The sequence below is a fragment of the Stenotrophomonas sp. Ste86 genome (assembly GCF_024519465.1).
Classification (GTDB): domain Bacteria; phylum Pseudomonadota; class Gammaproteobacteria; order Xanthomonadales; family Xanthomonadaceae; genus Stenotrophomonas.
The window spans coordinates 1-23257 of the sequence record NZ_JALJRW010000004.1 but is presented as its reverse complement, the minus strand read 5'-3'; the positions used below and the strand labels follow the sequence as shown (position 1 = coordinate 23257).

At 67.0% G+C, this 23257-nt stretch carries 16 protein-coding genes; 9 read left to right on the top strand and 7 right to left on the bottom strand.

Annotation, left to right across the window (positions count from 1 at the left end; all coding sequences use genetic code 11):
- The first annotated feature begins 66 nt into the window (after nt 1-66).
- The 8 genes from NR101_RS05320 to NR101_RS05285 all read left to right on the top strand — a co-directional run bounded on the left by NR101_RS05320 (nt 67) and on the right by NR101_RS05285 (nt 9435).
- The gene (locus NR101_RS05320; protein WP_306175411.1) at nt 67-897 is read left to right on the top strand and encodes a glycine zipper 2TM domain-containing protein; all 831 of its coding nucleotides are present in this window, start codon (nt 67-69) and stop codon (nt 895-897) included.
- Between the two features lie 163 nt (nt 898-1060).
- Entirely contained in the window at nt 1061-1606 is a 546-nt protein-coding gene (locus tag NR101_RS05315; RefSeq protein WP_256775549.1) for a GNAT family N-acetyltransferase, read from the top strand.
- Between the two features lie 92 nt (nt 1607-1698).
- Entirely contained in the window at nt 1699-3978 is a 2280-nt protein-coding gene (locus NR101_RS05310) for a thiamine pyrophosphate-dependent enzyme (protein WP_256775548.1), read from the top strand.
- A gap of 3 nt (nt 3979-3981) precedes the next feature.
- Complete coding sequence (asnB, locus tag NR101_RS05305; protein WP_256775547.1) at nt 3982-5925, top strand: asparagine synthase (glutamine-hydrolyzing); 1944 nt, start codon at nt 3982-3984, stop codon at nt 5923-5925.
- Nucleotides 5926-6236: 311 nt separating this feature from the next.
- Nucleotides 6237-6797 (top strand): NADPH-dependent FMN reductase, encoded by a 561-nt coding sequence (locus NR101_RS05300; protein ID WP_256775546.1) that lies wholly within the window; start codon nt 6237-6239, stop codon nt 6795-6797.
- Between the two features lie 205 nt (nt 6798-7002).
- Nucleotides 7003-8427 (top strand): replicative DNA helicase, encoded by a 1425-nt coding sequence (locus NR101_RS05295; RefSeq protein WP_256775545.1) that lies wholly within the window; start codon nt 7003-7005, stop codon nt 8425-8427.
- 508 nt (nt 8428-8935) lie between these two features.
- Nucleotides 8936-9148 carry a hypothetical protein gene (locus tag NR101_RS05290; RefSeq protein ID WP_256775544.1) on the top strand — a complete coding sequence of 71 codons (213 nt, stop codon included), beginning with the start codon at nt 8936-8938 and terminating at the stop codon, nt 9146-9148.
- A 23-nt stretch (nt 9149-9171) separates the two neighbouring features.
- Complete coding sequence (locus NR101_RS05285; RefSeq protein ID WP_306175410.1) at nt 9172-9435, top strand: hypothetical protein; 264 nt, start codon at nt 9172-9174, stop codon at nt 9433-9435.
- 424 nt (nt 9436-9859) lie between these two features.
- On the opposite strand, the gene lpdA is transcribed toward NR101_RS05285, so the two are convergent.
- The 7 genes from lpdA to NR101_RS05250 all read right to left on the bottom strand — a co-directional run bounded on the left by lpdA (nt 9860) and on the right by NR101_RS05250 (nt 21318).
- Nucleotides 9860-11296: a dihydrolipoyl dehydrogenase gene (gene lpdA / locus NR101_RS05280; protein WP_256775543.1), complete on the bottom strand. Its 1437-nt coding sequence runs from the start codon at nt 11294-11296 to the stop codon at nt 9860-9862.
- Nucleotides 11297-11431: 135 nt separating this feature from the next.
- Nucleotides 11432-12643, bottom strand: coding sequence for a dihydrolipoyllysine-residue succinyltransferase (gene sucB / locus NR101_RS05275; RefSeq protein WP_256775542.1), 1212 nt, complete (start codon nt 12641-12643; stop codon nt 11432-11434).
- A 43-nt stretch (nt 12644-12686) separates the two neighbouring features.
- Nucleotides 12687-15518: a 2-oxoglutarate dehydrogenase E1 component gene (locus tag NR101_RS05270; protein ID WP_256775541.1), complete on the bottom strand. Its 2832-nt coding sequence runs from the start codon at nt 15516-15518 to the stop codon at nt 12687-12689.
- Nucleotides 15519-15702: 184 nt separating this feature from the next.
- A complete protein-coding gene (locus tag NR101_RS05265; RefSeq protein ID WP_256775540.1) occupies nt 15703-16611 on the bottom strand; it encodes a GNAT family N-acetyltransferase in 909 nt (302 codons plus the stop codon).
- 2 nt (nt 16612-16613) lie between these two features.
- Nucleotides 16614-18035 (bottom strand): cupin domain-containing protein, encoded by a 1422-nt coding sequence (locus tag NR101_RS05260; protein ID WP_256775539.1) that lies wholly within the window; start codon nt 18033-18035, stop codon nt 16614-16616.
- Between the two features lie 556 nt (nt 18036-18591).
- A complete protein-coding gene (purB, locus tag NR101_RS05255; protein ID WP_256775538.1) occupies nt 18592-19959 on the bottom strand; it encodes an adenylosuccinate lyase in 1368 nt (455 codons plus the stop codon).
- 36 nt (nt 19960-19995) lie between these two features.
- The gene (locus NR101_RS05250) at nt 19996-21318 is read right to left on the bottom strand and encodes a hemolysin family protein (protein WP_256775537.1); all 1323 of its coding nucleotides are present in this window, start codon (nt 21316-21318) and stop codon (nt 19996-19998) included.
- Nucleotides 21319-21606: 288 nt separating this feature from the next.
- Here NR101_RS05250 and NR101_RS05245 point away from each other — a divergent pair, with 288 nt between their 5' ends.
- Entirely contained in the window at nt 21607-23019 is a 1413-nt protein-coding gene (locus tag NR101_RS05245; protein WP_256775536.1) for a class II fumarate hydratase, read from the top strand.
- Nucleotides 23020-23257 lie beyond the last annotated feature (238 nt).

Genomic DNA, 23257 nt, shown 5'->3' with positions numbered 1-23257 from the left:
TCCGTTCAGGCACCGCATGCTGGAATCCGCTCAAGAACGTTGCGGATCGTCCGCAGGGAGCCGGTTATGAAAAGTACCACCACCACTGCTTTGGTCGCCGCTGGCGCGCTGCTCGTCGGCGGCATCGCCACCGCTGCCTTCATGAAGAGTGGCTCGTCCGCCCCCGATCCGGTGACGGCGACGCAGACCCGGCCCACCCTGGACACCACCCCGCTGGCCGACGACGGGTCGCGCACCGATGCGGTCGCGGTCGAGGACAAGGCGGGCAAGCTGGAATACGCCGATATCGTCAAGGTCGATCCGCTGACCAGGAAGGAAAAGGCCTACGCCACCGTGATCGGTACCGAGCCGGTGCGCGAAACCTCCACCACCCAGACCCCGCATGAAGTTTGCCAGGACGTGGTCGTGCAGGAGCGTCTGCCCGAGCGCGACGGCAACGTCGGCGGCACCGTCGCCGGTGCGGTCATCGGTGGCCTGCTCGGCAACCAGGTCGGCGGCGGCAATGGTCGCAAGGCCGCCACCGCGGCAGGCGCCGTGGCCGGTGGCCTGATCGGCAACACGGTCGACAAGCGTCACGTCGGTGGCCGCGTGGTCAACCGTACCGAGCGCCAGTGCCATACCGAAACGGCGACCTCCGAGTCGACCAAGGTCACCGGCTACAACGTGACCTACCGCAACGAAGACGGCACCACCGGCACCATGCGCATGGCCAGCAAGCCGGGCAACCGCATTCCGATGGGCACCAGCAACGCGGTCACCGGCTACAACGTGACCTACCGCTACGATGGCGCCGAAAAGACCGTGAAGATGGACAACAAGCCGAGCAGCGATCGCCTGCCGGTGATCGATGGCCAGCTGGTCACCCAGACCGCTGCACTGGATTCGAACAAGCAGTAATGTTTCGCGCCGCGTGATGGGGCGAGCAACAGGCCGGCCTAGTCCGGCCTGTTGCGTTTTGCTGCCGCCGCCAGCCCAACGGGCAGGCCCGATCAATGACATCCATTGGCCTGGGCGAGCCGCGTCTGCCAAGATCGATGCCGGCACATCAACAGGCATCGGCATGAGCATTTTCGACCTGCAGCTGGAAACCGAACGGCTGATCCTGCGCCCGCCGCGCGCGGAAGACTTCGACGCATTCCTGCGGTTCTGTACCGACCCGGAGGTCATGCAGCACCTCGGTGGCGTACAGGCGCCTTCGCAGGCCTGGCGAAGCTTCAGTTGCCTGGCCGGCAGCTGGCATCTGTATGGCTTCTCGATGTTTTCGGTGATCGAAAAGAGCAGCGGCGACTGGGTCGGTCGGATGGGGCCGTGGCAGCCGCTGGACTGGCCGGGCACTGAAGTCGGCTGGAGCATCCGGCGCGAAAGCTGGGGCAGGGGTTATGCACCGGAAGCGGCCGTTGCCAGCATCGACTGGGCGTTTGCCACACTGGGCTGGGACGAGGTGATCCACACCATCGATGCGGCCAACGAAAATTCCAAGGTCGTCGCGCGCAAGCTCGGCAGCACGTTGCTGCGCATGGGCGAACTCCCTCCACCGCACGGCGGCAAGCCCATTGAAATCTGGGGCCAGTCGCGCGAGCAATGGCGGGCGCGCCGCGCCGGCTGATGGCCATGCTGCACCCGCGCTTGGCAAGCGGCGCGGGTTGCGGCCAGACTTCCGGCGTGGTCGCTTTGGCCGCGCGTCACGGAGGCTGATGGATGTTTGCCGTGGTTCCCGATCCGATTCCCGCCCGCATGAAAGCCCTCAACCGGGCCGAGATCTGCGATGCCAACTTCATCGACTTCGTGCAGCAGTGGCAGGGCGATCCGACCCCGCGGCCTGCGCCTGACGCGCCGATCCTGCCGGGCAGCACGCTGGATGCGCAGGGCTTCGATGCGCTGTTCGAGTCGCAGCTGATCAGCCGCCACCTGGACCTGATGGCGCGCGTACTGCGCGTGCAGAACAAGGTTTTCTACACCATCGGCTCGTCCGGCCACGAGGGCAACGCGCTGGTGGCGCGGCTGGCGCGGCACACCGATCCGGCGTTCCTGCATTACCGTTCCGGCGCGTTCATGGCCGAGCGCTTCCGCCAGTTGCCGGACATGGATCCCGTGCTGGATGCGGCCCTGTCATTTGCCGCCAGTTGCGATGACCCGGCCAGTGGCGGGCGGCACAAGGTGTGGGGCAGCAAGCCGCTGTGGGTGTTGCCGCAAACCTCCACCATCGCCTCGCACCTGCCCAAGGCGTTGGGCACGGCCATGGCCATCGAGAGCGGGCGGCGCATCGGGCACGCGTTGCCCATCCCCGACGACAGCGTGGTGATCTGCTCCTTCGGCGATGCGTCTTCCAACCACGCCACCGCGCAGACCGCCTTCAATACCGCCGCCTGGGCGGCTTACCAGCGGCTGCCGGCGCCGGTGCTGTTCGTCTGCGAAGACAACGGCATCGGCATCTCGGTGAAAACCCCGGACGGCTGGATCGCGCAGAACTTCAGCCACCGTCCGGGCCTGGACTACTTCTTTGCCGATGGCCTGGACCTGGCCAGCGGCCATGCACAGGTGCAACGCGCGCTGGAGCACTGCCGGCGCACGCGGCGGCCGACCTTCCTGCACCTGCGCACCACGCGGCTGATGGGCCATGCCGGCACCGATTTCGAAATCGAGTGGCGGCCGTTGCCGGAACTGTGCGCGGCCGAAGCCGCCGATCCGCTGCTGCGCTCGGCGCAGATCGCGCTGGAAACGGGGTGGATGGATCGTCAAACGCTGCTGCAGCGCTACGAGGCGATGCGCGCGCGCTGCTTTGCCGCTGCCGCCGAGGCCGACCGACGTCCCAAGCTGGAAGGCCTGGCGCAGATCGTGGCCCCGCTGGCGCCGTACTCGCCGGCGGCGGTGCAGGCCGAGGCCGGCCGGGTGGCCGCAGCCGACGCGCGCCTGGCGGCCTTCGGCAGCGAGGCGCAGCTGCCCGAGCGGCAGCCGCCGCGGCACCTGGCGATCCAGATCAACCAGGGCCTGCACGAACTGATGGCCAAGTACCCGTCCACGCTGCTGTTCGGCGAGGACGTGGCGCAGAAGGGCGGGGTGTATACGGTCAGCAAGGGCCTGCTCAAGGCGTTCGGTCCGCGCCGGGTGTTCAACACGCTGCTGGACGAAACCATGATCCTGGGCATGGCGCAGGGCCTGGCCAACCTGGGCATGCTGCCGATCCCGGAGATCCAGTACCTGGCCTACCTGCACAACGCGGCCGACCAGCTGCGTGGCGAGGCCTGTTCGCTGCAGTTTTTCTCCAACGACCAGTACCGCAACCCGATGCTGGTGCGCATTGCCGGGCTGGGCTACCAGAAGGGCTTCGGCGGCCACTTCCACAACGACAATTCCATTGCCGCGCTGCGCGATATCCCCGGGTTGGTGGTCGGGTGCCCGTCGCGGGGCGACGACGCGGCGACGATGCTGCGTACGCTGGCCGCACTGGCCCAGGTCGATGGACGGGTGTCGGTGTTCCTGGAGCCGATCGCGCTGTACATGACCAAGGATCTGCACGACCCGGGCGACGGCCAGTGGCTGTTCGCCTACCCATCGCCGGAGCAGACGATGTTGCCGGGGGAGGGGCGGGTATATGCGCCGGAGGCCAGCGACCTGGTGGTCTTCACCTATGGCAACGGCGTACCGATGAGCCTGCGCGCGGCGCGCACCATCCAGGCCGAGCTGGGCTGGCAGGTGCGGGTGGTGGACCTGCGCTGGCTGGTGCCGCTCAATGCCGGTTTCATCGCCGAACAGGCGGCCGACGCCCAGCGTGTGCTGGTGGTCGATGAGGGCCGGCACAGCGCCGGGGTGGGCGAGGGCGTCATCACCGCGTTGGTCGAAGCAGGCCTGGGCCACCTGCCGTTGCAGCGGGTCAGCGGTGCCGATACCTATACGCCGCTGGCGGGGGCAGCAATGTGCGTGCTTCCAAGCGACAATGCGCTGGTAAGCGCCGCCCGGGTACTGGCGCAGGATCTCTGACGCATGTGTGGATTGGCAGGAATGCTGCTGCCGGCTCCGGTAGCGGAGCAGGCAGCACTGGAAGAGCTGGCGCGACGCATGGGCGACGCGCTGATTCATCGTGGCCCGGACGACAGCGGGGTGTGGGCCGATGCCGGGCGCGGCATCGCGCTGGCGCATCGGCGCTTGAGCATCCTGGACCTGTCGCCGCTGGGCCACCAGCCGATGGCGTCCGACGATGGGCGCTACGTGCTTGCCTACAACGGCGAGGTCTACAACTTCGCCACGCTGCGTGCCGAGCTGGAGGCCTTGGGGCACCACTTCCGCGGGCACTCCGACACCGAGGTGCTGCTGGCCGCGTTCGTGGCGTGGGGGCTGGATGAAACCCTGCAGCGTGCGAACGGCATGTTCGCCATCGCGCTCTGGGACCACGCCGAGCAGTGTCTTTGGCTGGCCCGCGACCGGGTCGGCAAGAAGCCGCTGTATTACGGCTGGGCCGGCGATGCGCTGGTGTTCGGATCGGAGTTGAAGGCGCTGTGGCAGCACCCGGCCTTCGACAACGACGTCGATCGCGACGCGTTGACCCTGCTGCTGCGGCTGGACTACATTCCCGCCCCGCACTGCATCCATGCGCGCTGCTTCAAGCTGATGCCGGGGCGGGTGCTGCGCCTGGACGCGGCCACCGTTGCCGCCGGTGCCGCCGCACACCGGCCGGACCAGCAGCAGGTGCCGTTCTGGAATGCGCGCGAGCGCATGCAGCAGGCGCTGGCGTTGCCGTTCATCGGCAGCGACGACGATGCCGAGGCGCAGCTGGACGGCCTGCTGCGTGACGCGGTGGGGCTGCGGATGGTGGCCGACGTGCCGGTCGGCGTATTCCTCTCCGGCGGCACCGATTCATCGGTGGTGGCCGCGCTGATGCAGTCGCAGTCGTCCACGCCGATCCACAGTTTCAGCATCGGGTTCCAGGATTCGGATCACGACGAGGCGCCGCTGGCCAAGGCGCTGGCGCAACACCTGGGCACCGATCACACCGAGCTGTATGTCAGCGGCGCCGACGCGCTGGCGGTGGTGCCACAGTTGCCCGCGATGTTCGATGAGCCCTTTGCCGATGCCTCGCAGGTGCCCACCGCACTGGTGGCCAGGCTGGCCCGGGGTTCGGTGACGGTGGCGCTGTCCGGCGATGGCGGCGATGAACTGTTCTTCGGCTACGGCCGCTACCAGCGTGCGCTGCGCAACTGGGCCATGCTGGGCAGGGTGCCGGCGCCGCTGCGGCGCTGGATGGCCGCCCATTCGCATACCCAGGGCGAGGCGTCGCGGACCGGCGGCCTGGCCGCGCTGCTGGCCGAAACCGGCGCGCGCGGCATCGGCGATGTATACCGCAACCGGATCTCGCGCTGGCGCGACCCGGTCGCTGCGGTGAAAGGCGCGTCCGGCGCGGGCAGCTTCTACGACCTGGCCGACCCGCTGCACGGTGCCGGGTCGCCGGCCGATGCGATGATGCTGGCCGACTTCAACACCTATCTCCCCGATGACCTGCTGTGCAAGGTCGACCGCACCAGCATGGCGGTCAGCCTGGAGGCGCGCGCGCCGTTGCTGGACTGGCGGGTGGCCGAGTTCGCCTGGTCGCTGCCGCTGTCGATGAAGCACCGCGACGGGGTCAGCAAGTACCTGCTCAAGCGCGTGCTGGGCCGTTATGTGCCGCAGGACATGGTGCACCGCCCCAAGCGCGGCTTCGGGGCGCCGGTCAGTGCGTGGCTCAAGGGCGACCTGCGCGGCTGGGCCGACGAGCTGCTCGATCCGGCGCGGCTGGCCGCGGAGGGTGTGTTCAACGTGGAGGCGGTGGCGCCGCTGTGGCAGCAGTTCAAGCAGGGCGAGCGCAAATGGCACACGCATCTCTGGAACGTGCTGATGTTCCAGGCTTGGCAGGCGCACTGGCGCGAGGTGCGCGCGGGCGTCGAGCGCGGTTGAGGGTGCGCAGCGACCCATGGGGTGGCTCTACCGTGCGGGGTGCTGGAGGGCAGGGCCACGCCATGCGTGGCTGACGTGCCGATGATCTGTGGTGCAAAGGCAGCCACCCATGGGGTGGCGCTACCTTGCGGGGTGCTGGAGGGTAGAGCCACGCCATGCGTGGCTGACGTGCCGATGATGTGTGGTGGAAAGGCAGCCACCCATGGGGTGGCTCCACCCTGCGCGGTGTGGGCGCCTGGCCGAGCCCCCTTCACCGTCGCCGAAGGTGCGCCCGCCTAGGCTCGGGGTTTCCCCCAAACGGAGACATCCCCATGGCCGAAGTGAAGATCGCGGTACTGGTCGGCAGCCTGCGCAAGGGCTCGCACAACAAGGCGCTGGCCCATGCGCTGGAGAAACTGGCGGCCGGCAAAGCGCGTTTTGAGTACGTGGAGATCGGCGACCTGCCGCTCTACAACCAGGATTTCGACAAGGACTACCCCGCCCAGGGCGTGCGCCTGAAAAAGCAGATCCGTGACGCCGACGCGCTGCTGTTCATCACCTCCGAGTACAACCGCTCGATCCCCGGCGTGCTCAAGAACGCCATCGACCTGGGCTCGCGTCCCTACGGCGACAGCGCGTTCGCCGGCAAGCCGGCGGCGGTGGCCGGGGCCTCGATCGGGGTGATCGGCACCGCGCTGGCCCAGCAGCACCTGCGCAATGTGCTGGCCTACCTCGACGTGCCGGTGCTCGGCCAGCCGGAGGTGTTCCTGCACTTCAAGGATGGCCTGATCGACGAGGCGGGCAACATCGGCAACGAGGCCACGAAGACGTTCCTGCAGGGCTTCGTGGACAAGTTCCTGGCCTGGATCGCCACCCACGGCGGTCAGCATTGAGCCGGGCGCTTCTGCGATAATGGTGGCACGGCGGGCGCCGCAACGGCGCCTGTCGCACGAAATGCGACGGCTGCGGCCGATGCTGCCGGCAACTGCCGGTATACCCAGCTCATCCACCGCTTATCCACAGGGTTGTGCATGGCTGTGGCGGTCGCTCCGTGCCTACCATGCCCCATGCTCCGCACTGCAGGAAGTACGCCTCGATATGTCCGCCCGCTCTGGCTTCCGTTCCGACCGCAAAGACCGCGGTGACCGTTTCGACCGCGATGAATCGCGGATCGACCAGCTGCGCGTGCCCCCGCATTCGATCGAGGCCGAGCAGGCGGTGCTAGGCGGACTGATGCTCGCCCCGGAAAGCTACGACCGCATCAACGATCAGCTGACCGAGACCGATTTCTACCGTCGCGACCACCAGATGATCTACCGTGCGATCCGCGAGCTGTCCGAGCGCGATCGTCCGTTCGATGCGGTGACCTTGGGCGAGTGGTTCGAATCGCAGGGGCGGATGGAGCTGGTCGGCGATGGCGCCTACCTGATCGAACTGGCCAGCACCACGCCGTCGGCGGCCAACATTGCCGCCTACGCCGAGATCGTGCGCGACAAGGCGGTGCTGCGCCAGCTGATCCAGGTCGGCACCGACATCGTCAACGACGGCTTCCAGCCCGAAGGCCGCGAAAGCAGCGAGCTGCTGTCGGCGGCGGAAAAGTCGGTGTTCGCGATCGCCGAACAGGGCGCCCGCGGCCGCACCGATTTCGTGGCGATGCCCGGGGCGTTGAAGGACGCCTTCGAAGAGCTGCGCAACCGCTTCGAGAACGGCGGGAACATCACCGGCCTGCCGACCGGCTACGCGGATTTCGACGCGATGACCTCGGGCCTGCAGCCGACCGACCTGATCATCCTGGCTGCGCGTCCGGCGATGGGCAAGACCACCTTCGCCCTGAACATCGCCGAGTACGCGGCGATCAAGTCCAAGAAGGGCGTGGCGGTGTTTTCGATGGAAATGTCCGCCTCGCAGCTGGCGATGCGTCTGATTTCCTCCAACGGCCGCATCAACGCCCAGCGCCTGCGTACCGGCCAGTTGGAAGATGAGGACTGGAGCCGGGTCACCGGCGCCATCCGCATGCTGAAGGAAACCAAGATCTTCATCGACGACACGCCGGGCGTGTCGCCGGAAATCCTGCGCTCCAAGTGCCGTCGCCTCAAGCGCGAGCACGACCTGGGCCTGATCGTGATCGACTACCTGCAGCTGATGAGCGTGCCGGGCAACAGCGAAAACCGCGCGACCGAAATCTCGGAGATCTCGCGTTCGTTGAAGGGCCTGGCCAAGGAACTCAACGTGCCGGTGATCGCGCTGTCCCAGCTCAACCGCTCGCTGGAAACGCGTACGGACAAGCGCCCGGTGATGGCCGACCTTCGCGAATCCGGCGCTATCGAGCAGGACGCGGACATGATCGTGTTCATCTACCGCGACGATTACTACAACAAGGAAAACTCGCCGGACAAGGGCTTGGCCGAGATCATCATCGGCAAGCACCGAGGCGGCCCGACCGGCGCGTGCAAGCTCAAGTTCTTCGGTGAATACACGCGCTTTGACAACCTGTCGCACGACTCGGTGGGGTCGTTCGAGTGACGCTGCAGGTGTGAGGCTGCAGGTGTGACGCTGCGGGTGTGACGGTGGTGGCGGCCGTGGGTTGGCAATCCGGTGAATTCGGTGAGTCCGTTTAATCCGGTGAGTCCGGTGAGTCCGGTGAATCCGAACCGGGCAGGTGCCGACCGTTGGTAGGTACGCTTCGGCACCTGTCCCGGAGCAGGGTAGAGCCGAGCCATGCTCGGCTGCTCTTCCGGCAGCGCTCCGGGTGCGTCAGCCGAGCATGGCTCGGCTCTACCTCCCGCCTATGACCAGCCGAGCACGGCTCGGCTCTACCTCTCGGCTATGGTCAGCCGAGCATGGCTCGGCTCTACCTCTCGGCCCCATTCGCGCGCTGCCGGTGATTTTCACCCGATTCCCTGTTTTTCATCCGCGTATTTCCGCGTCCGTCGGCGCTGGTCGGTGTTCGTCGCATGCGCCTTGCGGGGCCATCGGCGCGGTCGCAGTGTAGAACCGTGGGCAATGACGCCCGGTGCGGTGGAGACCGACGATGAAGACCCTGTTGGCGATTGGCGTTTGGTGCCTGCTGTTCGTGCTGTGCTGGCCGCTGGCAATCCTGGCTTTGGTGGCATGGCCGTTCATCTGGTTGGTGAGCCTTCCGTTGCGTCTGGTCGGGATTACCTTCACGGCGCTGTTCGCGTTCCTGCGCGCGCTGTTTCTCCTGCCGGCGCGGTTGCTGGGCGGTGGCCCGGTGGCCGCATGAATCGCGTGGATCGCATGAATCGCATGAATCGCATGTGCGCAGGTCTGATCGCGCTGTCGCTGGCCGCACCGGCGCTTGCCGCTGACCCGCCCACGGCCTGGGTGGAGCGGCAGAAGGCCAGCGAGGCAGACGCTGAGCGACCGCCTGCGAAGGACACCCCCAAGGAACATTGCCGGGTGGTGAAGGAATGGAAGGTGGGCGAGGTGGTCGCGCAGCACCGCATCTGCAAGGATCCGCCGAAGGCGCCGGCCGCGGCGACGCCGGAGAAGAACGCCAAGCGCGCCTGATGGCCGTTGTGGCGGCGTTGCCAGTATGCCGGCCGCGACCGGCAGCGGTCGCCGTTGGCCGGCTCCACATTTGCCGGGAAGAGCGGCCGACCCGTTATCGGTAGTGCCGGCCGCTGGCCGGCTCCACGCGGGCCCAACAGAAAGAGCTGCCTGGCGCCACCGTTATCGGTATGCCGGCCTCGGGCCGTAACCGGTAGTGCCGGCCGCTGGCCGGCTCCACGCGGGCCCAACAGAAAGAGCTGCCTGGCGCCACCGTTATCGGTATGCCGGCCTCGGGCCGTAACCGGTAGTGCCGGCCGCTGGCCGGCTCCACACAGGCCCAACAGAAAGCGCAGCCGGCCAACGGCCGGCCCTACCAGGGACGCGGATGCGCCCACAAAAAACCCCGCCGCAGCGGGGTTTTTCGTTACGCCATCTACAGGCCTCAGTTGGCCTTGTGGATCGCGCGCTTGTTCACGGCCATCGCCGCATCGTGCACCGCTTCGGACAGCGACGGGTGGGCGTGGCAGATGCGCGCCAGGTCGTCCGAGGAGCCGTTGAACTCCATGGTCAGCACGCCTTCGTGGACCAGCTCGGACACGTTGGCGCCGACCAGGTGCATGCCCAGCACGCGGTCGGTTTCAGCGTGCGCCAGCACCTTGACGAAGCCAGCCGGCTCGATCATGGCCACGGCACGGCCGTTGGCGGCGAACGGGAAGCTGCCGGCCTTGTACGGGATACCCTCGGCCTTCAGCTGCTGCTCGGTCTTGCCGACCCAGGCCAGCTCCGGCTCGGTGTAGATGACCCACGGAATGGTGTCGAGGTTGACGTGGCCGGGCAGGCCCGCGATCAGCTCGGCCACGGCGATGCCTTCCTCGAAGCCCTTGTGCGCGAGCATCGGGCCGCGCACGCAGTCACCGACCGCCCACACGCCATCGACGCCGGTGTGGCAGTGCGCATCCACTTCGATCTGGCCGCGCTCGTTGATCTTGACGCCGGTGCCTTCGGCCAGCAGGCCCTTGGTGGCGGCGCGACGGCCAACGGCCACCAGCAGCTTGTCCACGGTCAGGGTCTTCTCGCCCTCGGCATCGGCGTAGGTCAGGGCGACTTCCTTCTTCTTGCCCTTGCCGGTCACTTCGGCCTTGGAAACCTTGGCGCCCAGACGGATATCCAGGCCCTGCTTCTTGAATTCCTTGGCGGCCGCCTTGGCCACTTCGGTATCGGCAGCAGCCAGGAACTCCGGCAGCGCCTCCAGGATGGTCACTTCCGAACCCAGGCGCTTCCACACGCTGCCCAGTTCCAGGCCGATCACGCCGGCGCCGATCACGGCCAGGCGCGCGGGCACTTCAGTGAAGTCCAGGCCGCCGACGTTGTCGACGATGGTGTCGCCGTCGAACTTGGCGAACGGCAGTTCGATCGAGTCCGAACCGGCGGCGATGATCACGTTGGTGCCCTTGAGCTCGACGATGGAGCCGTCGTGCTGGGTGACCTTGACCACGTTGCCCGGCTGCAGCTCACCGAAGCCGTAATAGGCGGCGACCTTGTTGGCCTTGAACAGCATGCCGATGCCGCCGGTGAACTGCTTGACGATCTTGTCCTTGCGGCCAACCATCGCCTCGACGTCCATCTTGGCGTCCTTGAAGGTAATGCCGTGGTCGCCAAAGATGTGGCCCATGTTCCAGAACTGGCGCGAAGAATCCAGCAGCGCCTTGGACGGGATGCAGCCCACGCGCAGGCAGGTGCCACCCAGGGCCGGCTTGCCGTCCTTGCCCAGGGCCGCGTCGATGCAGGCGGTCTTCAGGCCCAGCTGCGCGGCGCGGATGGCGGCGTGATAGCCGGCCGGACCGGCACCGATGACGACGACGTCGAATTGTTCAGCCATTGAAATAGTCCTTGTTGCATTCCCGAGCTTCGCTTGAAGCCGGTGGCGAGCAGGCGCCGGGGAGGGAGCAGGGCAGTGCGGTGCATTGCCGTAAAACCAGAACCCCTCCGCGCAGGCGCGGAGGGGCGGGAGGCCTTACAGGCCGAACAGCATGCGGCCCGGGTTTTCCAGCTGGTTCTTGATGTCCACCAGGAACTGGACCGAGTCCTTGCCGTCGATGATGCGGTGATCGTAGGACAGCGCCAGGTACATCATCGGCGCGATCACGACCTGGCCGTTCTGGGCGATCGGACGCTCCTTGATGGCGTGCATGCCCAGGATGGCGCTCTGCGGCGGGTTGATGATCGGAGTCGACAGCAGCGAGCCGAAGGTGCCGCCGTTGGTCACGGTGAAGGTGCCGCCCTGCAGTTCTTCCAGGCTCAGCTTGCCGTCACGGGCCTTCTTGGCGTAGTCGGCGATGGTCTTCTCGATGTCGGCAAAGGACATGCGCTCGACGTTGCGCAGCACCGGGGTCACCAGACCCTTGTCGGTCGACACGGCGATGGAGATATCCGAGTAGCCGTGATAGATGACGTCATCGCCGTCGATCGAGGCATTGACCAGCGGGAAGCGCTGCAGCGCATTGGCGGCGGCCTTCACGAAGAAGCTCATGAAGCCCAGCTTGATGCCGTGCGCCTTGACGAACTCGTCCTGCAGATCCTTGCGCGCGGCCGAGACCTTGGACAGGTCCACCTCGTTGAAGGTGGTCAGCATGGCCGTGCTGTTCTTGGACTGCATCAGGCGCTCGGCGATGCGCTTGCGGATGCGGGTCATCGGCACGCGTTCTTCCGGACGTGCGCCACCGGCCTTGCCGGCGCCGCCGTTGCGGGCGAAGTTGACGATGTCTTCCTTGGTCACCGCACCGTGACGGCCGGTGCCGGACACGTCGGCCGGGTTCACGCCTTCGGTGATGGCCGAGAAGCGGGCGCCCGGGGGCAGGGCGTCGGCAGCCGACTTGGTGGCCGGTGCCGGCGCCGCAGCAGCGGCCGGGGCAGCGGCTGCCGGTGCGGCAGCGGCCGGAGCGGCGTCAGCCTTCTTCTCTTCGGCGGCCGGCGCAGCAGCGGCGGTGGCGCCTTCTTCGATGATGGCCACGACCTGGCTGGAGGTCACGGTGGCGCCGACCTCGAACTTGATCTCCTTCAGCACGCCATCGACGGGCGACGGCACTTCCAGGACGACCTTGTCGGTTTCCAGATCAAGCAGGTTTTCATCGCGCTTGACGGCATCGCCGACCTTCTTGTGCCAGGTGGCGATGGTGCCGTCGGCGACGGATTCGGGCAGTACCGGGGCTTTGACTTCGGTGGCCATGCGGGAGCTTCCTGATTTGTCTTTTCTAGAATGAGGGAGGGAGTTATTCAGCGACCGAGTCGTTGAACGGGTTGACCAGGGCATCGGCGATCAGCTTCTGCTGTTCGATGATGTGGTCAGCCATGTGTCCAGCGGCCGGCGATGCCGAACGGGCGCGACCTGCGTAATGGATGCTCTGGCCATCGGCCAGGCACGCCTGCAGGTGGTGACGGATCTGGTACCAGGCACCCTGGTTCTGCGGTTCTTCCTGACACCACACCACATCGGCCGCCTTGCCGTACTTCTTCAGCTCCGCTGCCAGTGCCACGCGCGGGAACGGATACAGCTGTTCGACACGGATGATGGCGACATCGTCCTGGCCACGCTTGGTCTGGTCTTCGAGCAGGTCGTAGTAGACCTTGCCCGAGCACAGCACCACGCGCTTGACCTTCTTGCTCTCTGCCTTGGCATCGCCGATCAGGTGCTGGAACTCGCCGTTGGCCAGCTCTTCCAGGGTCGACACGGCCAGCTTGTGGCGAAGCAGCGACTTGGGCGACATCACGATCAGCGGCTTGCGGGTGGTCATGCGCATCTGGCGACGCAGCATGTGGTACGCCTGCGCCGGGGTCGACGGCACGCACACCAGCATGTTCTCCAGCGCACACAGCTGCAGGAAACGCTCCAGGCGCGCGGAGCTGTGCTCCGGGCCCTGGCCTTCGTAACCATGCGGCAGCAGCAGGGTCAGGCCGGTGATGCGGCCCCACTTGGCTTCGCCGGCGGCGATGAACTGATCGATCACGACCTGGGCGCCGTTGGCAAAATCGCCGAACTGGCCTTCCCAGATGCACAGGGTGTTGGGATCGGTGGTGGAGAAGCCGTACTCATAAGCCATCACCGCTTCTTCGCTGAGCAGCGAATCGATGATGGTGGCCTGTTCCGGCGACTCGACCAGCTGGCGCAGCGGCAGGTAGTAGTTGTCGGTCTTCTGGTCGTGCAGGATCGCGTGGCGGTGGGTGAACGTACCGCGGCCGACGTCCTGGCCGACCAGACGCAGGCTGTTGCCTTCGTCCAGCACGGTGGCGTAGGCCAGATTTTCGGCAAAGCCCCAGTCGCCCGGGATCTCGCCGGCGGCCATCTTGCGACGGTCGTCGTAGACCTTGGCCACGCGCGAGTGCAGCTCCACGCCCTCGGGCACGGTGTTGATCAGCTGTGCCAGCTGCTTGACCTTCTCCATGCCCACGGCGGTGGACACCGCGTCGGAGAGCTTGCCGTTGAGCAGCTTGGGCCAGTCGACGTACATCTTGCTGGTGGCCGGGGTCTTTTCGACCGCCGCCAGCTCGGTGGTGACTTCGCCGGCATCGAGCTTGTTGCGGTACGCATCGACCAGCGCCTTGCCACCGTCGGCCGGAATGACGCCTGCGGCTTCCAGCTGGGCGGCATACAGCTCGCGGGTGGTCTGGTGCTTGCGGATCACCTGGTACATCAGCGGCTGGGTGATCGCCGGTTCGTCGGCCTCGTTGTGGCCCCAACGGCGGTAGCACATCAGATCGATGACCACGTCCTTGGCGAACTTCTGGCGGAACTCGAAGGCCAGCTTGGCGGCGAACACGACCGCTTCGGGATCATCGCCGTTCACGTGCAGCACCGGTGCGGCGATCATCTTGGCCACGTCGGTGGCATAGCGCGTGGAGCGCGTATCCAGCGGGTTGGAGGTGGTGAAACCGACCTGGTTGTTGACCACGATGTGCACCGTGCCACCGACGGCGAAGCCGCGGGCCTGGGACATCTGGAACAGCTCCATCACCACGCCCTGGCCGGAGAAGGCCGCGTCGCCGTGGATCAGGATCGGCATCACCTGCTTGCGTTCGGTATCGCCACGACGTTCCTGGCGCGAGCGCACGCTGCCGGCCACGACCGGGTCGGCGATTTCCAGGTGCGACGGGTTGAACGCCAGCGCCAGGTGGACCGCGCCGCCCGGGGTGGCGATGTCGGCCGAGAAGCCCATGTGGTACTTCACGTCGCCGGCCGAGGCGTGGTCGTCGTGTTCGAACTTGCCTTCGAACTCGTCGAACAGCTTGCGCGGGCTCTTGCCCAGCGTATTGACCAGCACGTTCAGGCGGCCACGGTGGGCCATGCCGACGACCACGTCCTTGACGCCATCCTTGCCGGCGTCACGGATGATGGTGTCCATCATCGGGATCAGCGAGTCGCCGCCTTCCAGCGAGAAGCGCTTCTGGCCGACGTACTTGGTGTGCAGGTAGCGCTCCAGGCCTTCGGCCGCAGTCAGCCGCTCCAGGGTGCGACGCTGCGTGTCGGCATCCAGGCTGTAGTTGCCGCCCGTGGTCTCCAGGCGCTGATAAAGCCACTGGCGCTGCTCGACCTCGGAGATGTGCATGAATTCCGCACCGATGGAGCCGGTGTAGGTCTTCTTCAGGCGCTCGAGGAGATCGCGCAGCTTCATGCGCGGCTGGCCGGCGATGCCGCCAGTGCTGAACTCGCTGCCCAGGTCGCTCTCGGACAGGCTGTGGAACGGCAGCCCCAGATCCGGCGGGTTGGTCGGCGGGGTCAGGCCCAGCGGGTCCAGACGGGCACCGAGGTGGCCGCGCGAACGATAGGCGGTGATCAGACGGCCGACATTGCGCTCGCGCTCGTCGCCGGCACCGGTGGCCGTACCGCTGTTGACAGCGTTTTTGGCAGCGTCGGTGATGTGGGCGATGACGGCCGAGTGCGGAATGTCACCGGCTTCGCGGCCCTTGAAGCCGTCGAAGTAGGTCTTCCATTTGGGATCGACACTGTCCGGAGAAACGAGGTACTGCTCGTACAGATCCTCGATATAGGAGGCGTTGCCGCCGGCGAGCTGCGAAGACTGCGCAAACTGCTTCAGTAGATTGTCCACGATGGAGGGTCGGATTCGCTTGTGGGGTAAGGCTTCGATGATCCGGCAGGGAAAAGTGAATAGCCCTGCGCGGGCGGTATCTAACTCCCCAAATTGTACCCCCATCGAGACAGGAAGGGGCACCGCGGCGGTCCCGGGTGGACTGCGGTGTCATTCCCAGACAGGTTCGAGCCTGTGGCGTGAGCTACAGACCGATGGCGCGCAATTCGCTGCATTCACGCGAACGTTCCCATACGCGCTGCAAACCGTCCTGCAACGGTCGCGAACGTGCTGGCAGCGCGAGGGCGGCTTCACCGTCGTAGCGGTGCCCACCCAGACGAAAGTAGTAGTCGCCGGCATCGTTGAGCAGACAGGCCGAGGCCAGGGCGCGGTCGATCGGGTCGCTGACCTGGCGTACCCGGAAGACGCTGGGCAGGCGTTGCAGCAGCCCGGGCAGCGGTGAGCCAGACTGGGCGATGGCCGGGGCGTCGTGAACGATCAGCCAGGCTTGTTTGTCATGGCGGGCGGTGCCGAAGCGGCGCAGGGCCTCCAGCACCGGCGGGGCGTCGAGCAGGCCGGGGTCGAGCTGGCGGCTGTGAATCCACAGCTGGCGGCGGGCACGGTGGACCAGGGCGGTGGTGATCGCCACCGCCTCATCAAAGGCGGTGATGTTGACCGCCCCGTCCAGCACGCGGCGCATGTGCTGGTGGGCGATACCGGCCTCTTCGAACACGTCGCCCTCGGGCAGGAAGCCTTGGCGGGTATAGAACACGCGGGCCGGCAACTGGGCGTGCAGGCTCACCTCCCGCCAGCCGCGGGCGCGGGCGGCCTCGACCAGGGCCAGCAGCATCGCCTCACCGACCCCATGGCCGCGCCCGTTGGCCAGCACGGCCATGCGACCGATACGGCCGTCCGGGGTGAGCCGGCCGGCGCCGATCGGCTCGCCCTGGGCAGTGCTGGCCAGCACGTGCACGCTCAGCGGGTCGAGCGCATCGATCTCCAGTTCGGCCGGCACCCGCTGTTCGTCCACGAACACGCGGTGCCGGACTCCGTGCAGCGCGTCGCGCTGCGCGGGATAGTCGACCACGGCCACCTGGATGCCGGACGCGCCCATGTTCAGGGCGCCTTGCCGTCGTCCTGGGCGTCGTCGCTCTCGTCGGTGTCGTCGAAATCGACGATGACTTCGATGCCGTCGTCGTGGATGGTCACTTCGTGGACATCGGGCTGGGCGCTGTCGACCTCGACCGCCTCGGTGCCATCGACGATGGCGTCCTCGGCGAAGGTGCCGTCCTCTTCTTCGTCGTCAAATTCGTCTTCGTCATCGAAGGCCAGGGCGTCGAAGAGCTGGTAATAGCCGCCGGAGACCAGTTCCTGGACGGCATCGCGGCCCTTGGCCGAGAGCTTCTGGTAGAGCGCGGCGCCGAGCTGTTCAGTCGCGGCCAGGAGCTGGGCGTCTTTGACTGGCAAGGCGAATTCCAGGCCGCTGCAGTATAGGCTGGCACCGCGCTTGGCCCGGCGCCAGGCCATGCGCGCCCACGGATGGCGCTGCAGGTCCAGGCCGGCGGCGAGCGCAGCTTCGATTTCTTCGCGCTGCACCGGCTCACCGCCGGGCATCACTTCACCGGCAGCGCGGTAGGTGGTGATGAAGCGGCCGAACCAGTCGCCGAGCTTGTCGGGATCGTTCATGCGGATGGCGTTGAGCGCCTCGACCACGCGGTTCATCGCCACGACGTCGATTTCGTTCGGGTCCTCGGGCACGGTGAGGTCCGGGTCCTGATAGCGGATGGACTCGTCGGCGCCTTCGATGAGGGTGTCCAGGTAATCGCTGATCAGCTCGGCCGAGGCCGGCGCACGCATGCCGAAGGAGAAGGTCAGGCACGGGTCTTCGGCGACGCCGTTGTGCGGGACGTTGGGCGGCAGGTAGAGCATGTCGCCGGGCGCCAGGACCCAGTCGTGGGTGGGCTTGAAGCGGCGCAGGAGCTTGAGTTCGACGTCGTCGCGGAAGTCCAGCGGGGGGCGTTTGCCCTTGGTGGATTCGCTGGCGTCGATCTGCCAGCGGCGGTGGCCGTAGGCCTGCAGGAGGAAGACGTCGTACTGGTCGACGTGGGCACCGACCGAGCCGCCGGTGGCGGCGAAGCTGACCATGACGTCGTCCATGCGCCAGCGCGGGAGGAAGTCGAAATGGCCGATGAGGGCGCGCACGTCCGGATCCCACTTGTCGACGTCCTGGACGAGCAGGGTCCAGTCGTGGTCGGGCATGCCGGGGAATTCTTCTTCCTGGAACGGTCCGGTGCGCACGCTCCAGCCATCGGTGGCGCGATCGTGGGTGATCAGGCGGGAGAGGGCGGTGTCTTCGCAAGCCAGGCCGGCGAGGTCTTCGGGCTGGATGGGGGTCTGAAAATCGGCGAAGGCGGCGCGGATGAGCAGGGGGCGCTTCTGCCAGTAGTCGCGCAGGAAGGTGGCCGCGGGCATGCCCAGCGGGAGGCCGGGGCGGGCCTGGATTTCGATGACGGGGGTCTTGGTCTTGCGGGCAGCCATGGGGGAATCCTTGGAGCGTGTAGACGGAAAGCGGGGGCGCGGCGTAGGCCGGCGCGAGCGGGTCTATTGTCCGCTGGTTGGGGCGGATGTGCACCTGCGGTGGGGTGTCGCGGAGTGGGAGATTGCGGGCGGCAGCGCGGCAGTGCGAGTGGTGGGGCGGTGCGCGTGGTGTGGGTTTTGGATGCGGGGAGGCTTGCATCAACTGCCGCGCTTCGATTCTCCATGGCGTGAGGTGGCCGGGCAGCCTTGCCCAGGACACGCCGTAAACCCGTCCCTGGGGGCTCGGTGTTGCCATCCATGGCAACACACGGTCCTGGGCAAGGCTGCCCGGCCACCTCCGGACAGTGTTCGGCGTTGGCGGGCGGTAGAGCGGCGATGCACTTGCTGGGGTCGGGTCCCGACCGACTGCCGACAGGGCGCCCACGCCCGGTAACGCAGTGCAAAGACCGCAGCGGCGGTAGAGCCGGGCCATGCCCGGCTGCTCGGTCGCCCACAACGAAGAAGGGACGCCGGCGGTGCCAGCGTCCCTCCCGGGGTCACGCGGTAAGCGCGAGCGTCAGATCGCCTTGGCCAGGTCGGCGGCCAGGCCGGTGTAGCCGCCCGGGGTCAGGGCGCGCAGGCCCTGTTTGGCGTCTTCGGGCAGGTCCAGCGATTCGACGAAGGCCTGCATCGATTCGGCGGTGATGCCCTGGCCGCGGGTGAGGGCCTTGAGCTGTTCGTAGGGGTTGGGCAGGCCGTACCGGCGCATCACGGTCTGCACCGCTTCGGCCAGCACTTCCCAGGACGCGTTGAGGTCGGCGTCCAGGCGTTCGGGATTGACCGTCAGCTTGCCCAGGCCCTTGGCCAGCGAATCCAGGCCGACCTGGGTGTGGCCGAACGCAGTGCCGACCGCGCGCAGCACGGTGGAGTCGGTGAGGTCGCGCTGCCAGCGGCTGATCGGCAGCTTGGCGCTGAAATGCTCGAACAGGGCGTTGGCGATGCCGAAGTTGCCTTCCGCGTTTTCAAAGTCGATCGGGTTGACCTTGTGCGGCATGGTCGAGGAGCCGACTTCGCCTTCCTTGAGCTTCTGCTTGAAGTAGCCCAGCGAGATGTAGCCCCAGATGTCGCGGGCCAGGTCGATCAGGATGATGTTGGCACGGCGCGCGGCATCGCCGATTTCAGCGACGTTGTCGTGCGGTTCGATCTGGGTGGTGTACGGGTTGAACACCAGGCCCAGGCTTTCGACGAAGCGCTTGGCGAAGGCTGGCCAGTCCACTGCCGGGTAGGCGATGACATGGGCGTTGTAGTTGCCGACCGCACCGTTGATCTTGCCGGTCAGCTCGACCGCGGCGATCTGGCGGCGCTGGCGCTCCAGACGGGCCACGACATTGGCCACTTCCTTGCCCAGGGTGGTGGGCGAGGCGGTCTGGCCGTGGGTGCGCGAGAGCATCGGCTGGTCGGCCTGGGCGTGGGCCAGGGCGCGCAGGGTGGCGGTCACGCCATCCAGGCCGGGCAGCAGCACGTCACGACGGGCCTGCTCGAGGATCAGGCCGTAGCTGAGGTTGTTGATGTCTTCGCTGGTGCACGCGAAATGCACGAATTCCAGCGCCGGACCCAGCTCGTCGTCGGCCTTGAGCTGTTCCTTGATGAAGTACTCCACGGCCTTGACGTCGTGGTTGGTGGTGCGCTCGATTTCCTTGACCCGCGCGGCGTGGGCCGGGGCGAAGTCATCGGCCAGCGCGCGCAGGCGAGCAGTGGCGGCGGCCGAGAACGGGGCCAGCTCGACGATGCCCGCCTCGTTGGCCAGCGCCAGCAGCCACTCCACTTCAACCTTGACGCGGGCCTTGATCAGGCCGTATTCGGAGAAGATCGGGCGCAGCGCGTCGACCTTGCCGGCGTAGCGGCCATCGAGCGGGGACAGGGCGAGCAGGGCGAATTCGGACATGGCAGGCGCGGGGCTATGACGGCGGGGGCCGTCATTCTACGCTGCCCCGGTCGGCTCGGCCTGTGCCATGCGTACGGTAACGGCCTGGATGCGGTGGCCGGCCATGCGTTTGATGGTGAACTGATGCCCGTCGATCGCCAGCTGCTCGCCCTCTTCGGGCAGGCGCTGCAGCTGGTGGACGATCAGCCCGCCGACCGAATTGAGGTGCTCCGGCGCCTCCAGGTCGTGGCCGAGCAGGCGCTCCAGGCGGAAGATCGAGGTCGAACCGGCCACCAGCAGGCTGCCGTCGGCACCGCGGGTGGGGGCGTCCTTGACGATGTGCGGATGCTCGTCCTCGATATCGCCGACCACCACTTCCAGCAGGTCCTCCAGGGTGAAGAAGCCCAGGATGCGGCCATGTTCCTCCATGCACAGCGCCAGGTGCGTGGTGCCGGTACGGAAGCGTTCGAGCACGCTGGGGACCGGGGTTTCCAGCGCGATCAGGTTGGCCGGGCGCAGCAGCGCGCGCAGGTCGTCGGTGGGCCTGCCACGCGCGATTTCGACCAGCAGGTCCTTCATGTGCAGGATGCCCAGCACGTCTTCGCCATCACGGTCGAACCACGGGTAGCGGCTGTAGCGGCTTTCGGCGAATTCGGCCATCACCTCGGCCAGCGCCATGCCATCGCGGAACGAACGCATGTGGTCGCGCGGGCGCATCAGGTCGCCGGCGACCAGTTCGGGCAGTTCCAGGGCATGGCTCATCAGCGTCAGGCCGTGGTCCGGCGCACTGCCGGCGGGCTGCTGGCGGCCGACGATCAGCTTGAGTTCCTCGCGCGAGTAACGGTGCGAGGTGTGTTCCACATCGCCCCAGCCGGCCAGCCGCAGCAGCGCGTTGGCGCTGTTGTTGAGCAGCCAGATCGCCGGGTACATCGCCCAGTAGAACAGGTATAGCGGCGCCGCCGTCCACAGCGACATGCGGTCCGGGCGTCGGATCGCCATCGACTTGGGCGCCAGTTCGCCCAGCACGATGTGCAGGAACGAAATCACGCTGAAGGCGATGATGAAGGAGGTCAGCTGCGAGGCCTCCGCGCTCAGGCCCAACGCATCGAACACCGGCTGCAGCAGGTGCGCGAACGCCGGTTCACCCACCCAGCCCAGGCCCAGCGAGGACAGGGTGATGCCCAGCTGGCAGGCCGACAGGTAGGCGTCCAGGTGCGAATGCACGTTCAGCAGCAGGCGCCCGCGCCAGCCATGGCTGGCGGCCAGGCCCACGGCCTGGGTGTGGCGCAGCTTGACCAGCGCGAACTCGGCGGCCACAAAGAAGCCGTTGAGCAGCACCAGCCCGAAGGCCAGCAGCAGGAGCAGCAGGTTGCCGATCATCGGCGGCCGCGCAGCGTGGCTGCAAGGCGCGGAGTGGCGTTCAGGCCGGCCGAAAGCGCGGGCGGCGATGCATGCGCGGCGGCACGCCAGGAACTACTGTGGGGGTCGTCACCCATGGGGGCGGCAGGCTTTCTGAATGGACACGAATCTTGAGTCTAGCCGATCAAACCCGGTCTTGGGTTTCATCGCGGCTTGGGAGTATCGTGCGCAGAGCCGCCAGCCAGGGAATCAGGCCCGTTGCCAGCCGCAGGTTCCCTTTCCAAACCGAAAGAAACGCGGAGTGATGCAATGAGCAAGGGTTTCAGGATCGAACACGACAGCATGGGTGAGCTGCAGGTGCCCGAGGATGCGTTGTGGGGCGCGCAGACGCAGCGTGCGGTGAACAATTTCCCGGTGTCCGGGCAGCGCATGCCGCGTGGGTTCATCCGCGCGCTGGGCCTGGTCAAAGGCGCGGCCGCATCCGTCAACGTCGAGCTGGGCCATCTGCCCAAGAACATCGGCAAGGCGATCGAAGTTGCGGCGGCCGAAGTCGCCGACGGTGCGCATGACGCGCATTTCCCGATCGATGTGTACCAGACCGGTTCGGGCACGTCCTCGAACATGAATGCCAACGAGGTGATCGCCACGCTGGCCAATCGTGCGGGCAAGGCCGGCAAGGTGGTGGTGCATCCCAATGACCACGTCAACCAGGGCCAGAGCTCCAACGATGTGATCCCCACCGCACTGCGGGTGTCGGCGCTGCTGGGCGTGCAGGAACAACTGCTGCCGGCGCTGGCGCATCTGCGCAAGACCATCGACAAGCGCGGTCGCGCGCTGCGCAAGGTGGTCAAGACCGGGCGCACGCACCTGATGGATGCCATGCCGCTGACCTTCGAGCAGGAATTCGGCGCATGGTCGGCCCAGCTGGCCTCGGCCGAAGAGCGCATCGAAGACAGCCTCAAGCGGCTGCGCCGGCTGCCGCTGGGCGGCACCGCGATCGGCACCGGGATCAACGCCGATCCGCGCTTCGGCGAGCGCGTGGCCAAGCTGCTCAAGCAGCAGACCGGGGTCAAGTTCGACAGCGCGGAGAACAAGTTCGAAGGGCTGGCCGCGCAGGATGACGCGGTGGAACTGTCCGGGCAGCTCAATGCGCTGGCGGTGGCGCTGATCAAGATCGCCAATGACCTGCGCTGGATGAATGCCGGTCCGCTGGCCGGGCTGGGCGAGATCGAACTACCGGCGTTGCAGCCGGGCAGTTCGATCATGCCGGGCAAGGTCAATCCGGTGATTCCCGAAGCGACGGTGATGGTGTGCGCGCAGGTGATCGGCCACCACACGGCGATCACCGTGGCGGGGCAGACGGGCAACTTCCAGTTGAATGTGACGCTGCCGCTGATCGCGGCCAACCTGCTGGACGGAATCGGGCTGCTGGCGAACATTTCGCGGCTGCTGGCCGATACGGCGATTGCGGGGCTGAAGGTGCGCGAGGACCGCGTCCGCGAGGCGCTGGACCGCAATCCGATCCTGGTGACGGCGTTGAACCCGATCATCGGCTACGAGAAGGCGGCGGCCATCGCCAAGCGCGCCTACAAGGAGCAGCGCCCGGTGCTGGACGTGGCCAAGGAAGACAGCGGTCTGTCCGAAGCCGAGTTGCGCAAGCTGCTGGATCCGGCGGCACTGACCGCAGGCGGCATCCACGCCGGCAGCAGCGGCGGCGGCTGACCGGGACGTCAGGAAGAAAAAGACGGGCCGAAAGGCCCGTTTTTTTGTGCTTCTGCCAACGGAGGGCAGCGTCTTGTTGCCTGGTAGATGGCGTACGGCGATGCGCGCGTGGCGGGGTGGCTGGGTCACGTATGCAACGGGGGCGGTCTCCGTTCGGGCGTGCCGCGCGCGTCAGGGCCCCGCAGCGGCCGGTAGGCCCCTGGCGCAAATGTCCCCCGGCCTGGCGGCCTCCTCCTTT

Excerpts from the sequence above, each read along its gene's own strand:
- NR101_RS05245 (WP_256775536.1), top strand. The coding sequence starts at position 21,607 with ATGAGCAAGGGTTTCAGGATCGAACACGACAGCATGGGTGAGCTGCAG.
- asnB (WP_256775547.1), top strand. The coding sequence starts at position 3,982 with ATGTGTGGATTGGCAGGAATGCTGCTGCCGGCTCCGGTAGCGGAGCAG.
- NR101_RS05265 (WP_256775540.1), bottom strand. The coding sequence starts at position 16,611 with ATGGGCGCGTCCGGCATCCAGGTGGCCGTGGTCGACTATCCCGCGCAG.
- NR101_RS05295 (WP_256775545.1), top strand. The coding sequence starts at position 7,003 with ATGTCCGCCCGCTCTGGCTTCCGTTCCGACCGCAAAGACCGCGGTGAC.
- NR101_RS05300 (WP_256775546.1), top strand. The coding sequence starts at position 6,237 with ATGGCCGAAGTGAAGATCGCGGTACTGGTCGGCAGCCTGCGCAAGGGC.
- NR101_RS05285 (WP_306175410.1), top strand. The coding sequence starts at position 9,172 with ATGAATCGCATGTGCGCAGGTCTGATCGCGCTGTCGCTGGCCGCACCG.
- NR101_RS05290 (WP_256775544.1), top strand. The coding sequence starts at position 8,936 with ATGAAGACCCTGTTGGCGATTGGCGTTTGGTGCCTGCTGTTCGTGCTG.
- purB (WP_256775538.1), bottom strand. The coding sequence starts at position 19,959 with ATGTCCGAATTCGCCCTGCTCGCCCTGTCCCCGCTCGATGGCCGCTAC.
- NR101_RS05250 (WP_256775537.1), bottom strand. The coding sequence starts at position 21,318 with ATGATCGGCAACCTGCTGCTCCTGCTGCTGGCCTTCGGGCTGGTGCTG.
- NR101_RS05260 (WP_256775539.1), bottom strand. The coding sequence starts at position 18,035 with ATGGCTGCCCGCAAGACCAAGACCCCCGTCATCGAAATCCAGGCCCGC.
- NR101_RS05310 (WP_256775548.1), top strand. The coding sequence starts at position 1,699 with ATGTTTGCCGTGGTTCCCGATCCGATTCCCGCCCGCATGAAAGCCCTC.
- NR101_RS05315 (WP_256775549.1), top strand. The coding sequence starts at position 1,061 with ATGAGCATTTTCGACCTGCAGCTGGAAACCGAACGGCTGATCCTGCGC.
- sucB (WP_256775542.1), bottom strand. The coding sequence starts at position 12,643 with ATGGCCACCGAAGTCAAAGCCCCGGTACTGCCCGAATCCGTCGCCGAC.
- lpdA (WP_256775543.1), bottom strand. The coding sequence starts at position 11,296 with ATGGCTGAACAATTCGACGTCGTCGTCATCGGTGCCGGTCCGGCCGGC.
- NR101_RS05320 (WP_306175411.1), top strand. The coding sequence starts at position 67 with ATGAAAAGTACCACCACCACTGCTTTGGTCGCCGCTGGCGCGCTGCTC.